The 13,409-nt window shown below is 70.8% G+C and carries 12 protein-coding genes and 1 pseudogene; 5 read left to right on the top strand and 8 right to left on the bottom strand.

What is annotated here, in order from left to right; translation table 11 throughout:
• Window positions 1–119: 119 nt before the first annotated feature.
• On the top strand, window positions 120–2,534 hold the full coding sequence (locus ACYVM4_RS14975) for a glycoside hydrolase family 31 protein (RefSeq protein WP_460669039.1): 2,415 nt from the start codon (window positions 120–122) through the stop codon (window positions 2,532–2,534).
• Between the two features lie 57 nt (window positions 2,535–2,591).
• Here the strand turns inward: ACYVM4_RS14975 and ACYVM4_RS14980 are convergent, their stop codons facing one another.
• The 4 genes from ACYVM4_RS14980 to ACYVM4_RS14995 form a co-directional block, all read right to left on the bottom strand.
• Window positions 2,592–3,152 carry a hypothetical protein gene (locus ACYVM4_RS14980; protein ID WP_368822113.1) on the bottom strand — a complete coding sequence of 187 codons (561 nt, stop codon included), beginning with the start codon at window positions 3,150–3,152 and terminating at the stop codon, window positions 2,592–2,594.
• A gap of 259 nt (window positions 3,153–3,411) precedes the next feature.
• Window positions 3,412–4,287 carry an NAD(P)-dependent oxidoreductase gene (locus ACYVM4_RS14985; protein WP_460669040.1) on the bottom strand — a complete coding sequence of 292 codons (876 nt, stop codon included), beginning with the start codon at window positions 4,285–4,287 and terminating at the stop codon, window positions 3,412–3,414.
• 34 nt (window positions 4,288–4,321) lie between these two features.
• Complete coding sequence (locus ACYVM4_RS14990) at window positions 4,322–5,749, bottom strand: GntP family permease (RefSeq protein WP_460669041.1); 1,428 nt, start codon at window positions 5,747–5,749, stop codon at window positions 4,322–4,324.
• 606 nt (window positions 5,750–6,355) lie between these two features.
• A complete protein-coding gene (locus tag ACYVM4_RS14995) occupies window positions 6,356–7,015 on the bottom strand; it encodes a GntR family transcriptional regulator (RefSeq protein ID WP_368822117.1) in 660 nt (219 codons plus the stop codon).
• 492 nt (window positions 7,016–7,507) lie between these two features.
• On the opposite strand from ACYVM4_RS14995, the gene ACYVM4_RS15000 reads away from it, so the two are divergent.
• Window positions 7,508–8,371, top strand: coding sequence for a transketolase (locus ACYVM4_RS15000; RefSeq protein WP_368822118.1), 864 nt, complete (start codon window positions 7,508–7,510; stop codon window positions 8,369–8,371).
• Complete coding sequence (locus ACYVM4_RS15005; RefSeq protein ID WP_460669042.1) at window positions 8,368–9,414, top strand: transketolase family protein; 1,047 nt, start codon at window positions 8,368–8,370, stop codon at window positions 9,412–9,414. The genes ACYVM4_RS15000 and ACYVM4_RS15005 overlap by 4 nt, the downstream gene beginning before the upstream one ends.
• A 117-nt stretch (window positions 9,415–9,531) precedes the next feature.
• On the opposite strand, the gene ACYVM4_RS15010 is transcribed toward ACYVM4_RS15005, so the two are convergent.
• The 3 genes and pseudogenes from ACYVM4_RS15010 to ACYVM4_RS15020 all read right to left on the bottom strand — a co-directional run.
• On the bottom strand, window positions 9,532–9,801 hold the full coding sequence (locus ACYVM4_RS15010) for a hypothetical protein (protein WP_460669043.1): 270 nt from the start codon (window positions 9,799–9,801) through the stop codon (window positions 9,532–9,534).
• A 74-nt stretch (window positions 9,802–9,875) separates the two neighbouring features.
• Complete coding sequence (locus tag ACYVM4_RS15015; protein ID WP_460669044.1) at window positions 9,876–10,649, bottom strand: SDR family NAD(P)-dependent oxidoreductase; 774 nt, start codon at window positions 10,647–10,649, stop codon at window positions 9,876–9,878.
• 62 nt (window positions 10,650–10,711) lie between these two features.
• A pseudogene (locus ACYVM4_RS15020) lies at window positions 10,712–10,891 on the bottom strand (sugar phosphate isomerase/epimerase); the annotation flags it as partial.
• Window positions 10,892–11,143: 252 nt separating this feature from the next.
• On the opposite strand from ACYVM4_RS15020, the gene ACYVM4_RS15025 reads away from it, so the two are divergent.
• Entirely contained in the window at window positions 11,144–11,893 is a 750-nt protein-coding gene (locus ACYVM4_RS15025) for an alpha/beta hydrolase (RefSeq protein ID WP_460669045.1), read from the top strand.
• Between the two features lie 179 nt (window positions 11,894–12,072).
• Window positions 12,073–12,273: a hypothetical protein gene (locus ACYVM4_RS15030; RefSeq protein WP_460669046.1), complete on the top strand. Its 201-nt coding sequence runs from the start codon at window positions 12,073–12,075 to the stop codon at window positions 12,271–12,273.
• Window positions 12,274–12,686: 413 nt separating this feature from the next.
• Here the strand turns inward: ACYVM4_RS15030 and ACYVM4_RS15035 are convergent, their stop codons facing one another.
• Entirely contained in the window at window positions 12,687–13,217 is a 531-nt protein-coding gene (locus ACYVM4_RS15035; RefSeq protein WP_460669047.1) for a flavodoxin domain-containing protein, read from the bottom strand.
• Window positions 13,218–13,409: the final 192 nt, after the last annotated feature.

Here is a 13,409-nt window from a genome sequence, read left to right on the forward strand (position 1 = left end):
TCCTGCTCCGCTGCGGCGTCCGTCCGGACGACCCGCCCTGTTCCTTCAAATTTGAACTACTACCGTCAAGCGGCGCCCGTCCCGGATTATTCCCGTCCCGCCCCGCCTAGGGTGGACGCATGCCCCTCCCCCACTTCCTCCCCGCCGGTGACGGCACCGTGGACCCGGGCGCCGTCGTCGCCGGCGAGCAGTACCGGATCAGCGTGCTGAGCCCCGGGCTGCTGCGCCTGGAGCACAGCCCCACCGGCCGCTTCGAGGACCGCCCGTCCGCGTTCGCCGTCGACCGCCGGTTCCCCGTGCCGGACTTCCAGGTGCGGCGCACGGCGTCCGGGATCGAGCTCCTGACCGAGCGGATCCACCTCAGCTACGACGAGCGGGCCTTCAGCCCGACGGGGCTGTCCGCGCAGATCCGCGGCGGCGTGACCAGCTATCACAGCGTGTGGCGCTACGGCACCCCCGTGCCCACCCTGGGCGGCACCGCCCGCACCCTGGACGAGGCCGACGGCCCGATCCCGCTCGAGCCGGGCATCACGTCCCGCGAGGGCTTCGGGGTGATCGACGACTCCGCCTCGGTGCTGCTCACGGACGACGGCTGGTACGCGCCGCGCACCGGCGAGGAGGGCGCCGTGGACCTCTACTTCTTCGGCTGGGGCCACGACCACCAGCAGGCGCTGCGCGACTTCTACGCCCTGTCCGGGCCGCAGCCCGTCCTGCCCCGCTGGGCGCTCGGCAACTGGTGGAGCCGCTACCACGCCTACGACGAGGCCGAGTACCGGCAGCTGGTCGACGAGTTCGACCGGCGCCGGCTGCCGTTCTCCGTGCTGGTGGTGGACATGGACTGGCACCTCACGGACGAGCACGTGGAGCGCCGGCATGGCTCGGGCTGGACGGGCTACACCTGGAACCGCGAGCTGTTCCCGGATCCCCGGGGCTTCCTCGCCTGGGCGCACGAGCGCGGCTACCGGGTCACGCTCAACCTGCACCCGGCCGACGGGGTGCGCTCCTTCGAGGACGCCCACCCCGCGATGCTCGAGGCCCTGGGGCGCGAACCGGGCTCGGAGGAGCCCGTGGCCTTCGACGTCACCGACCGGGACTTCGTGGCCGCGTACTTCGAGGTCCTGCACCGCGGCCTGGAGGCCGACGGCGTGGACTTCTGGTGGGTCGACTGGCAGTCCGGGCCGCACTCCCGGCTGCCGGGCGTGGACCCCCTGTGGGTGCTCAACCACTACCACTTCCTGGACTCGGGGGCGGACGGGTCCCGCCCGCTGACGCTCTCCCGCTACGCCGGGCCGGGCAGCCACCGCTACCCGGTCGGTTTCTCCGGCGACACCGTCATCTCCTGGGCCTCCCTGGCGTTCCAGCCGTACTTCACGGCCACGGCGGCGAACATCGGCTTCGGCTGGTGGAGCCACGACATCGGCGGGCACGTCTTCGGCGCCCGCGACGACGAGCTGGCCACCCGCTGGCTGCAGTTCGGAGTGTTCTCGCCGATCCTGCGCCTGCACTCGGGCGACAACGACTTCATCGCCAAGGAGCCGTGGCGCTACCGCTCCCCCTGCGCGGAGGTCATGGAGCGCGGCCTCCGCCTGCGGCACCGGCTGGTCCCCTATCTGCACACCGCGAACCGGGCCGCCGCCGTGGAGGGCGTCCCCCTGGTCCGGCCGCTGTACCACGAGCACCCGGAGGCGGAGCAGGCCTACCGGTACGGCCACCAGTACCTGTTCGGGGCCGAGCTGATGGTCGCGCCCGTCACCTCCCCCGCGGACCCAATGGTCACCCGCGCGGCGGTGCCGGTGTGGCTGCCGGAGGGGTCCTGGACGGACCTGTTCACGGGCACCGTCTACGACGGCGGGCGGGAGCTCGTGCTGCACCGCGGCCTCGACGACGTGCCCGTCCTGGCCCGGGCCGGCGCGATCGTGCCCCTCGCCGGGTCCGACGACGACGCCGCGCCGGGCTTCGGCAATCCCGCCGACCTGGAGGTCCTGGTGGTTGCCGGCGCCTCGCACCGCACTGTCCTGGACGAGGACGACGACAGCGGCGACGGCCGCGACGCGGGCCGCTGGGCGCGCACTCCGCTCGCCCTCGACGCCGCCGCCGGGGAGTTCACGCTCGGCCCGGCCCGGGGCAACCTCGGCTGCCTGCCGGCGGCGCGCACCTGGACCCTCACCTTCGTCGGCTTCGGGGAGGTGGCGGAGCTGACCGTGGCCGTGGACGGGCAGACCGTCCCGGTCCGTCCGGTCCGGCGCGGGGACGGCGTGCGCGGGCACCGCACCTCGGTCACCGTCGAGGGGGTCGAGCTCGGGGCGCGGGTCGTGGTGCGGTCGGCGGGACTGGGCACCGTGGCCGCCCAGGATCCCGCGGACCGCGTCTTCGACCTGCTCAACGACGCCCAGATCAGCTACGAGGTCAAGGGGCGGGTGCACGAGGCCGTGCGGCGCGACCCCGTGGGGGCGCTCGCGCAGGCACCCGCCCTGGGCGTCGAGGGACCGCTGCTCAGCGCGCTCACGGAGCTGGTGCTGGCGACGCGGACCTGACCCCGCGGCACCCGTTCCGGTTCCTCCGCACCGGAGCCGTGCCGCACGCAGCGGGGATCAGCACCCCGCCGCGGGCCCGTCCTCGTCCAGGCCGAGCTCCACGACCAGGATCGGCAGCCTCAGCCGTTGGGCGGTGAAGGACACCACCCGGGCGTGCGGGATGCCCTTCTCCCGGACGAAGCGGCACGCGACCAGCCCGTGGTCACGGTTCTGGCCGATCATCAGCAGCCAGTGCCTGCCGGCGGCGTCCAGCGCGTGCGCCTGGCGATCCAGGTCTCGTCCCGCCGGGTCCTCCTCGGTGCTGCGCCGGGCAAAGCGGGCCGCGTAGGCCCTCATGTCCGCCTCGGTGCGCAGCAGCCCGGCGGCGACCCGCCGGACGTCCTGGGTCCTCAGCTCGGGGGCGATCTGCTCCTCACGGATCTCGCCGGCACGGCCCTCGGACTCCTCGTCGTGGACCCGGTGCCCGGTGTGGATGATGCGCTCGATGCGACGCAGGCGCGCGTCGTCCTTGTGCAGCTCCTGGTAGTCGCTGATCAGCGACTCGATCTCGGCGTCCCAGCGGCTCTGCTCGGGCTCCGGGGGATCGTTGCCGTCGCGCTCCGGTCGTGATGGGGACAAACCGGCCTCCTGAGCGCTGGACACTGACGTTCCCACGTCAACGGTGACGCCCACAGGGCGTATTCCGCCACGGACGCTCCCCCGGCGAGCCGACCCCCGGGATACGTTCCACCGACCGCGAGCCGCAGCACCGCGGGTAGTGCCCCTGTTCCGGCGTGGGGCCGGGACCTCGGTCTGCCGCTGGTTCTGCACAGTAAGGGTATTCCGGGGTCGCCGATCGAGGGTGTGCTTCGGTGGACACCGTAGGCGTCCGGCGGGGTCAGCGCCGGTAGGTCCGGATCACCTGGGAGTCGTCCTTCCGCTCCCAGCCCGCCTCGGCCGCGGCCTGGTACTTCGCCTGGGCCGCGGTGAGCACCGGGGCGTCGAACCCGATCTCGTCGGCGATGTCCTTCACCAGGGTCGAGTCCTTCACGAAGATGCCGATGGTGCTGGTCACCTCGGCCTCCAGACCCTGCAGCATGCGCGGGCCACGATCGGAGAGCATCCAGGAGCCCCCGGCGCCGCCGGCGACCGCAGGGAGCACGTTCGCAGGGTCCAGGCCGAGCCCTTCCGCGAAGGCGAGCGCCTCGGCCGCGGCGACGATGTGGACGGAGCACAGCAGCTGGTTGACCGCCTTGTAGGCCTGGCCCTGGCCGATCTCCGTGCCGCAGTCGATGATCGTCCCCAGTGCTTCGAGGGCCGGCCGGACGTCGTCGATCGTCGTGGGGTCACCCGCGGCGAACAGACTGAGTTCCCCGGTGAGCGCACGGGCGACCCCTCCGGTGACGGGGACGTCGAGCACGCGCACACCAGGTGGGGCCGCGTCCGCGACCACGCGCACCGCGCGCGGTCCGACAGTGCTCATCACTACCAGGACGCTGCCGGACGGCATCTTCTGGAGCACGCCGGTCCCGCCCAGGGCGGCCGCCCGCAGCTGCTCCGGTGTGGCCACCATGCACACGACGATGTCGGCCGCGGCCGCGGATCCCGGTGTCTCTTCGGCGCGCAGTCCTCGTGCCGCCGCCTTCGTGCGCTGGTCGGCGAACGGGTCCACACCGGTGACGTCGAACCCCGCGGCCAGGAGCTGCTCGGCCATCGGCAGGCCGATGGCCCCGATGCCGATGAAAGTGATCCGGCGCGGTGGAACGGGTGACATGGGGTCTCCTGAGGATGTGAGGGGCGGGCGGTGCTCAGATGATGAGGTCGAGCAGCAGGCACACGGCGAGACCGATGACGGCGAAGGTCGACTGCGCGAGTGTGTAGATCTTGAACGTCCCCTTGGTCGTGAATCCGAGCATCTGCTTGAAGATCCAGAAGGTGTTGTCGGTGACGTGGGCGCCGAAGGCGGCGCCGGTCCCGGCGGCCAGCAGGATCAGGATCGGCGGGGCGTCGATGGAGCCCATGATCGGGGCGAGCAGGGTGGCGGCGGTGATCGCGGCCACCGACGCCGAGCCCTGGGCGATGCGCAGGACCGCGGCCACGGTCCAGGTGAGCAGCACCGGGATCGCGGCGTTCGCCTGGAACAGGGCTGCCATCATGTCACCGATGCCGACCTCCGTGATCACCTGGCCCAGGGAGCCGGCCACACCGGTGAACAGGAGGATCGAGCCGGAGGTCTGGGCACCACGGGTGAGCAGGTCGTCGATGCCGTCGCGGCTGACGGCGGGGATCGCCAGGACGATGCCGATGAGCAGGCCGATGAGCAGGGCGACGACGGGACTGCCGAGGAAGCCGAGGACGGCGATCTCCTGGCCCAAGATGCCGGTGACGGTGTCCAGGATGATGAGGAGGATCGGCATGATCACGGGGAGCATGGCGACGGGCAGCGGCATCTGACGGGTCGGGGTGGTCACGACCAGGCTGCCCGCCGAGCTGCCGGCGACCTCGGTGGTGCCGACGGTGGTGGCGCCCGTCTCGCGCTGGGCCTCGAGGCGGGCACGCTCCTCCTCGATCGACTCCCCGAAGATGGAGTCGTCGAAGCTGTGGTCCTGGTCCGTGGCCGGGTTGAAGATCTTCTGCATCAGCAGGTCGTGCACGAAGATGCTGGAGAAGATGAAGAAGATGCCCAGGGGGATGCCCCAGATCAGCATGGTGCCGATCTCGACCCCGAGAGGGCCGGCCACGGCGATCGCCGCGACGCCGGGGACCACGATCAACAGGCCGACCTCGAGGCCGATCGCCAGGGAGCCGGCCAGGGTCGCGATGCTCTTGCCGGTCCGCTTGGCGATGGCGCCGGCGATCGGGGCCAGGATCACGAGGGCGACGTCGAAGTAGATCGACGGGAAGATGATGCCCGAGGTGAGACCCAGCACGTACGGGGACCGCTTGGGCCCGACGAGTTTCAGCAGGCCGTCGACGACGCGTTGCATCGTGCCGGTCGCCGTCAACGTGGTGCCGATCATCACGCCGAAGCCGATGATCAGGCCCACCTCGGCCATCAGGGCGCCGAAACCGGTGTTGACGGCTGTCACGGAGGCTTCGAAGCCGAGCCCGGCAGCGACGCCCAGGTACAGCGCGCCGACGACGAGTGCGACGACAGGATTGATCTTGGCCCAGACGATCATCAGGACGATGCCGATGACCGCGATGGCGAGATGGACCAGAACGATCGTGTCCATGTCTTCTCCAATACGGGTAGCGCCGGGTGTGCCGGCAGACGGAAGGTTGTGGCAGGAGTCGGGCGGGTGGTCGCCCATCTGGGGCGACCGGACCTCAACGGGCGGTACCGACCCGGTGATCGAACGTCGTGCGCCCGGGTGCCCGCGCTGTGTTCCGGACGGTGCGGGGCGGAATACCACGGGGCACCGGCCCGGTCCCGTGGACGGGGATGAGCCCCCCTCCGGGGTCCGGCCGGATGCTGTACGCGCCGCACTCGCAGTTGACTGTTAACAGTCAACTGGTCGTATCGGGCAGTGTGTCACACGACACATGCAGGGCGCAATGGTGGGCCGGGAAAGTGGATCGCTGCGACGAGGCGGCGGTGATGCCGGCCCCAGGAGGGCCGTCCTTGCGGGCGGGCAGGCGCGGCAGGTCCACGACCAGGGCCCTGTGCCCGGCCGGAGCCCAGGGCACCGCGCGGGGTCTCGCCCGCACCGACGGGCAGTCCACCAGGGACTCAGGGGCGGACACCGCCGGCCCGGCAGCCTGGGCCACCGCCCTGAACCGGGGGCATCGCGGGCCCTCGGTGGACGGTCAGGCGGTCAAGCGCTCAGGAGCTCAGGCGCTCAGGCGACGAGGTTGGCGGCGGCCTCGTCCATGTGGTCGAGCATGTAGTCGGCAGCTGCCGCAGCGTCTCCGGTGGCGACGACGTCGACGATGGCGGTGTGCCGATCCACGCGCATGTTGCCCACCGCCCGCTCCATGCCGGCCCACATGAACGACATCCGGATCGAGCCTTCCAGCGCCTTCCAGGAGTGCAGCAGCATCGCGTTCCCCGTGAGCTGGCACAGGGTCCGGTGGAAGTTCAGGTCGGCCTCGATGCGCTCCTCCAGCGTGCGGTCGACGGCTTCGTCCATGGCCCGCACCGCCTCGCGCAGGGTGGCCACCGCCGCATCGCGGTTCTCCGCCTGGCTCAGCGCCCGCACCGCCAGGGACTCGAGGGCCGCCCGGACTGCGAAGATGTCGAGGATCTCCTTGGCGTTCAGGCTGCGCACGGACAGCCGGCCGCGGGCGCCGGCGGCAATGAGGCCTTCCTGCTGGAGCTGGCGCATGGCCTCGCGCAGGGTGCCACGGCTGATCTGCAACTGTTCGGACAGTTCCGTCTCCACCAAGTGGGTTCCCGGGGGCAGCTCTCCGGTGGTGATGGCACGGCGCAGTGCCGTCAGCGCCTGCTGGCGCAGGTTCACCTTGGCCAGTCCGGCCAGGGCCGCTGTCCGAGTAGTCATCGAGGCCGTCCTTCGTGAGCTGGGGGAGGTAATGGCTGCGGCACCGCGCCTCGGGCGCGAGGGCGTGTTCGCCATCCTCCGGGGATGGCGACAGAAGACTCGGGGCCTCCTCGCCCACCGAGCCAGCACCAGGGCCACTGGCAGGGACAACACCAGACTGGTCTGGGCTGGTCCGGCTGTGCCTCGATCATACGTGGCGGTTAACCGTTGACGGCGTGCTGCCCTCGGGGTGGTGACCGGAGGCGGCCCGTGAGCTTCTCCCTCCGCAGCCAGCCCCGGGGCGTCTTGCGGCGGACAACGTGACGTGCTTCACTGTTAACAGTCAACCGCAGAGGTCCGGTCTCGAACTCACCGCGATCCCGCCGGTTGGATAGCCCCGATCCGGGCAGAAGGGCCCCGTCAGTGCCGAACGGCGTAGCGGAGGCAGGTCCCTGCCATCTCCCCACGACTCATCACTCGCCCACACACCCCACATCACCCGAGGTGAAGCTCATGGCAACAACCACCGAACCGGCCCCGGCCGAGACCGAGCGTCTGCAGCGGATCAAGGAGGCGGCTTTCCGCATCCGGACCAACGCGCTGATCCAGGGCGAGGTCCAGGGGCAGGGCTACATCGGTCAGGCCCTGGACATCGCCGACGTGCTGGCGGTGCTCTACGCCGACCAGCTCCACCTGCGTCCCGAGGAACCGCAGTGGGAGGGACGCGACCGCTGCCTGCTCTCGATCGGCCACTACGCCATCGCCCTCTACGCCGCCCTGGCCGAGGCGAAGTTCCTGCCGCTAGAGGAGCTGGAGACCTACGCGACCGACGACTCCCGGCTGCCGATGTCGGCGATGGCCTCCTACACCCCCGGGGTCGAGATCTCCGGCGGGTCCCTGGGCCACGGCCTGGTCGTCGCCAACGGCGTGGCCCTGGGGCTCAAGCGCAAGAACAACCCGGCGTTCGTCTACAACATCCTCTCCGACGGGGAGCTCAACGAGGGCTCCACCTGGGAGGCCGCCGCCGTGGCCGCCCACCACGAACTGGACAACCTGATCGCGATCGTGGACTTCAACGACCAGCAGGCCGACGGCAAGAGCCAGGACATGCTGGGCATGGAGCCGATCGAGGGGAAGTTCGAGGCCTTCGGCTGGATCACCCGCAGGGTCGACGGTAACGACGTCGCCGCCGTGCTCACCGCCCTGGAGGAGCTGCGGAGCATCGAGGCGAACCAGCCGCGGTGCCTGATCGCGAACACCAAGCTCGGCAAGGGCGTGGACTTCCTGGAGAACCGCGAGAAGCTGCACTTCATGACCGTCGCCGCCGACGAGTGGCAGAAGGCCCACGACCGACTGAAGGAGTCGTCCCAGGCATGAACACCACCCCGAACACCCCTGCTCCCACGAGCACCACGCCGAAGAAGCGGCTCACCTCGGACGCGATGAGCGCCTCCCTGGCCCGGGAGGGACAGCGGACCACCGCCGCTCCCCTGGGCCACGCCCTGGTGGAGCTGGCCGAGCGCGACGAGCGGATCGTGGGCCTGTCGGCGGATCTGGCCAAGTACACCGACCTGCACATCCTGCGCGACGCGATGCCCGAGCGGTTCTACCAGGTCGGCATGGCCGAACAGGCCCTGCTCGGGGCCGCCGCCGGTCTGGCCATGGAGGGCTTCGTCCCGTTCGCCTCCACCTACTCGGTCTTCGCCACCCGCCGGGCCTACGACTTCCTGTGCCTGGACATCGCCGAGGCGAACCTCAACGTGAACATGGTCTGCGCCCTGCCCGGGCTCACCACCGGCTACGGACCCTCCCACCAGGCCACCGAGGACGTCGCGATCCTGCGCGGAATGCCGAACCTCACGATCGTGGATCCCTGCGACGCGGTGGACATCGAGCAGGCCGTCGCACAGCTGGCGGCCCACGACGGGCCCACCTACATGCGCATCCTGCGCGGGAAGGTCCCGCGGGTGCTCGACGAGTACGACTACACCTTCGAGCTCGGCAAGGCCAAGCTGATCCGCGACGGGGCCGAGGTCCTGCTGATCTCCACCGGACTGATGACCGAGCGGGCCCTGGAGGCCGCCCGGGCCCTGGAGGCCGACAAGGTCGACGTGGCGGTGCTGCACGTGCCCACCCTCAAGCCCCTCGACGAGGCCACCATCCTGGCCGAGCTCGGCAAGGACCGGCTGGTGCTCACCTGCGAGAACCACACCGTCATCGGCGGGCTCTTCGACGCCGTGGCCCACACGGCGGTCCGCGACGGGGTGCTCCGGCAGATCACCCCGATCGGGCTGCCCGACGAGTTCCTCGACGCCGGCGCCCTGCCCACCCTCAACGACCGCTACGGGGTCTCCACGGCCAAGATCGCCGAGAAGGTCAGGACCCTGCTCCACCCCCGCCACACCGAACGCGTGGACTGAGCGCGGCAGAGAGCGCACGACAGCGGGGAGGGCCTGACGGAGAACTTCTCCGTCAGGCCCTCCCCGCTGTCGTCACCACACCGTCGTCGCGGTTCGGCCCGGCCGATCCTGGGCGACTCATCGGGCGCGCACAGGACGCCCCGTCCTCCAGAGGCTGTACTCGCAGACAGGGACCAGCGTCCGCTCGCGCAAGGGACCGTCCAGGACCCACAGCACGCCCAGCCGGGGGCAGACCACGTCGACCACTCCGTGGAAGTGCACCGTGTCCCAGCGCCGGATCTCCACGACGTCGCCGGCGCGGAGGTCGGTCAGGTCGTGGACCTGTGCCCCCGTCGGCCCCGGGATGCGGGGCCGCCCAGCGGGGAGAGAACGAGCCGAACTGTGCATGGGATCTCCTGGAAGAGGATGCCGCCGCCTCCCCACGGGTGCGGGGAGGCGGCGGCTGCGAACGGATCGACTGCTCAGTGCATGTGGCTTCCGCCGTTGATGTCGAGGGTCACCCCGGTCAGGTAGGAGGAGTCCTCGGAGGCGAGGAAAGTGATCGAGGCGGCGATCTCCTCGGTGGTGGCGGTGCGCCCGACCGGGATGCCCGCCGCGATGGCGGCCTCCTGCTCGTCGGTGCTGCCCACCCGGATGTTGGTGTCGACCGCACCGGGAGTCACCGCGTTGACCGTGACACCGGTCGGGCCCAGCTCGCGGGCCAGCGCCTTGGTGAAGCCGAGGATGGCGGCCTTGGCCGCGGAGTAGGGCACCTTGCCGAAGACGCCGCCGCCACGCTGGGCGGACACGGAGGACATGTTCACGATCCGGCCCCAGCCCTGCTCGATCATCTCGGGCAGGAACGCCTTGGTCACCAGGTAGGTTCCGGTGGCGTTGACGTCCATGACCTTGTGCCACAGCTCGAGCGTGGTCTCCAGGAACGGGACCGGGGAGGTGATGCCGGCGATGTTGACGACGGCGCCGACCGGCGGCAGGGTGCCGGCGGCGACCTCGGCGGCCACGGCGTCGCGGGCGGCGGTCACGGAGGTTTCGTCCGCGACGTCGACCGCGTGCCCGAAGGCGGGCACCCCGTGCTCCTGGCCGATGTCCTGGGCGACCCGGGCCGACTTCTCGGCGTCGAGGTCCAGGATCACCACCCCCCATCCTTCACGGGCGAAACGGCGGGCGGTGGTGACTCCGATGCCCTTCTCGGAGGTGGCTCCGGTGATGAGGGCGGTGCGCTGGGTGGTGGTCATGGTGCTCCTTGGGTCGCATGGTGGTGGTGGGTGGACAGTTCTTGCAGCAGGGATCAGATGTACTCGGCGGCCACCTGCTCCACCGCGGTGCCGTCCAGCACGTAGGGGACGTGATGACAGGCCCCGGGCAGAGCACTCAGATCGATCTCCTGGAAGCCGATCTCACGGATGGTGCGCAGAGCCTCGGGCAGCGGCTGGTGCCGGAAGCTGAGGGAGGAGCAGCTCAGTCGGGAGGAGAACATGCAGTGCGGATCCTTGCTGCAGGCCGTCAGACGGTTGTGCTGCAGATCACGTTACTGCAACTAATTGTTGACAGTCAACACATAGACTTCATGGTGTGTTTCGGCACCCCGAACCGGAGGCGCATGCTGGACCTGCCCAGGCAGCCGAGAGCACAGCACGGACAGCGACCACCACATCCGCGCCGAATGCCCAACCCGTCCCGCTGCGAGGCCCACGCCTGCAGGGACCGCAGCTCCTAGGATCCTGAACCCATGACCCCACCACAGCCCTCCGCGGTCCCGGCCCTCTCGTCGAGCTGCGGCGTCACGCGCTCAGCAGACCCGGACACCGTCATGCACGTCGTCGTCCTCCCCGGAGGCGGGTACGCCGCTCATGCCGACAACGAGGCAGAACCGGTCGCCGAGTGGCTCGGGCAGCTCGGCCTCCCAGCGAGCGTGTTCCGCTACCCGGTGCACACCAGGCACCCAGCTCCGCTGGAAGCGGTGCGGGCCGAGATTAGCCGGCTCAGAAAGAGCGGCGCTGAGCGGATCGCCCTGCTGGGGTCCTCTGCCGGTGGACACCTGGCCGGTCAGGCCGCCCTGACCGCCTCGCCGTCGGGTCCCGAGCGGGTCGACGCGGTGATCCTCTGCTACCCGGTGGTGTCCATGGAACTCGACACCGACAGGGGCAGCCAACGGGAACTCCTGGGCACCGACCCCAGCGCCGAGGCACGGGCCACCACATCCCTGGACCGTCTGGTGACCGCGGCGGCCCCGCCGTTCTTCGTCTGGCACACCGCCGACGACCCATCGGTGCCGGTGCAGCACTCGTATCTCCTGGCCCAGGCGCTGGCACGCGCGGGCGTATCCCACGCCCTGCACGTCTTCCCGGAAGGAGCGCACGGCCTCGGGCTGGCCGAGGGCACCGGCGAGCCGGAGGCCTGGACGGCGCTGTGCGCCTCCTGGCTGTCCGCACTGGGCTGGCTGACAGAGCCGGGAAAGCGCCGCACCATGGACGCCTGAGCGCCTGTCCGGCGGACCGCTCCGGTCCCAGAGCCCGAGGGGGCCCAGCTGGTTGATGCCCGCGGAACACTGACTCCTGATCGCCGCAGGGGCATTGATCGACAGAGTCCGGGCAGCACGAGCAGCGGCGGGACCGGAGGCCGTCCCTGTGCTTCCGCGCCACGGGAGGCCGGAGCGTCATGGTGCTTCTCCTGCTCGTGCCCGCGGTGCCCGATCGACCCGGGGCGCCGCTGCGGGAACCGATCGGAGGATCACCCCAGCACCGCGGCCACGGCCACGGCCAGGGCCAGGGCGAGGGCGAGGGCCACGAAACCGAGGATCGGTCCGAGGATCTCAGGCCCGTGAAGGTCGCCCCGGCCCGCAGCTGCAGGACCGTCTGAGCGATGATCAGCGGCGCCAGCAGGATCTCCGGAACCAGCAGGGACACCGCGATCAGGTGCGCCTGCGGGTCACGGCGCAGGATCAGCACCCCGGCCCGGACGGTGGCCGGGGTGATCACCGCCAGATCCAGGGCCTCGGTGAACTCGGTGGAGTACGGGCCCCGCCCCTCCGGGGTCACCCCGGAGAGCGCGACCGCCACCAGCGGGGCCCCAGACCTCCACCAGCACCACAGTGCTGGCGAACATCGGCGCCGCCGGTCCCCGCCGGCGCGTGCCGATCGGGAACAACCGGGCCGCGTCCTGTCGGAAGAACGCCGCGAAGACCAGCACGAAGGCGTACAGAGCCGCAGAGAAGAGCACCACGTAGAGCAGGATCAGCTCGTTGTAGGCGATCGCCCCCAGCGCGCATCGGGTCACATGCCGTCGGCAACCGCTTGCGCGTCCAGCTCCTGGGCGATCTGCCGGGCCCAGGCCTCGATCGCCGACCAGTCACGATAGTCACCGAAGTGACCGCCGAAGGCTCGGAACGCGACACCCACCCCGCGGGGCAGCTGCTCGGGCCGGCACACGCCCGAGAACACCCGATGACCACGCGGCTGCACATCCTCGCGCAGGGCCGCCGCGATGCGCCGGTCCTGGGCGGTGCGCGCCATCCGGCGCAGCGGCCGGGGCAGCCCATCGGACATCCCCACGCTGAACAACCGCACCGGCCGCTGTGACAAGGCCGCGGCGTGGCGGCGGACGAGGTCAACGGCCTCCGGCTTCCAGGACTGATGGTGGACCGCGCTGCCCAGCACCACCGCGTCGAAGCCGGCGACGTCGCCCACCTCCCCCACCGCGATCACCTCCACGGTGGCCTCCGCCCGCTCCAGCACGGCAGCGACCCGGCGGGCGATCCCGGCGGTGGATCCCTGCCAGCTCGCATGACCGACCAGAATTCGCATTCGACATCTCCTCTGATCGGTCTCAGCCCAGGAAGAGAGCAGCCCAGCAGGGAGTACGTGACGGTCCCCGCGCCCAGGTGACAACCTGACCCCCGGCAAGGCCAGCGGGTGGCGGGGCTACGACGGTGGAGGCGCACACCCTAGATCGGCCCTGAACTCTGCGGACAACGGGACTCGCGCCAGACGGTCTGT

The organism is Kocuria himachalensis (assembly GCF_054784195.1).

Coding starts and splice junctions, on each gene's coding strand:
- ACYVM4_RS14975 (WP_460669039.1), top strand. CDS start 120: ATGCCCCTCCCCCACTTCCTCCCCGCCGGTGACGGCACCGTGGACCCG.
- ACYVM4_RS15000 (WP_368822118.1), top strand. CDS start 7,508: ATGGCAACAACCACCGAACCGGCCCCGGCCGAGACCGAGCGTCTGCAG.
- ACYVM4_RS15015 (WP_460669044.1), bottom strand. CDS start 10,649: ATGACCACCACCCAGCGCACCGCCCTCATCACCGGAGCCACCTCCGAG.
- ACYVM4_RS14985 (WP_460669040.1), bottom strand. CDS start 4,287: ATGTCACCCGTTCCACCGCGCCGGATCACTTTCATCGGCATCGGGGCC.
- ACYVM4_RS14990 (WP_460669041.1), bottom strand. CDS start 5,749: ATGGACACGATCGTTCTGGTCCATCTCGCCATCGCGGTCATCGGCATC.
- ACYVM4_RS15005 (WP_460669042.1), top strand. CDS start 8,368: ATGAACACCACCCCGAACACCCCTGCTCCCACGAGCACCACGCCGAAG.
- ACYVM4_RS15030 (WP_460669046.1), top strand. CDS start 12,073: ATGGTGCTTCTCCTGCTCGTGCCCGCGGTGCCCGATCGACCCGGGGCG.
- ACYVM4_RS14995 (WP_368822117.1), bottom strand. CDS start 7,015: ATGACTACTCGGACAGCGGCCCTGGCCGGACTGGCCAAGGTGAACCTG.
- ACYVM4_RS15035 (WP_460669047.1), bottom strand. CDS start 13,217: ATGCGAATTCTGGTCGGTCATGCGAGCTGGCAGGGATCCACCGCCGGG.
- ACYVM4_RS15010 (WP_460669043.1), bottom strand. CDS start 9,801: ATGCACAGTTCGGCTCGTTCTCTCCCCGCTGGGCGGCCCCGCATCCCG.
- ACYVM4_RS15025 (WP_460669045.1), top strand. CDS start 11,144: ATGACCCCACCACAGCCCTCCGCGGTCCCGGCCCTCTCGTCGAGCTGC.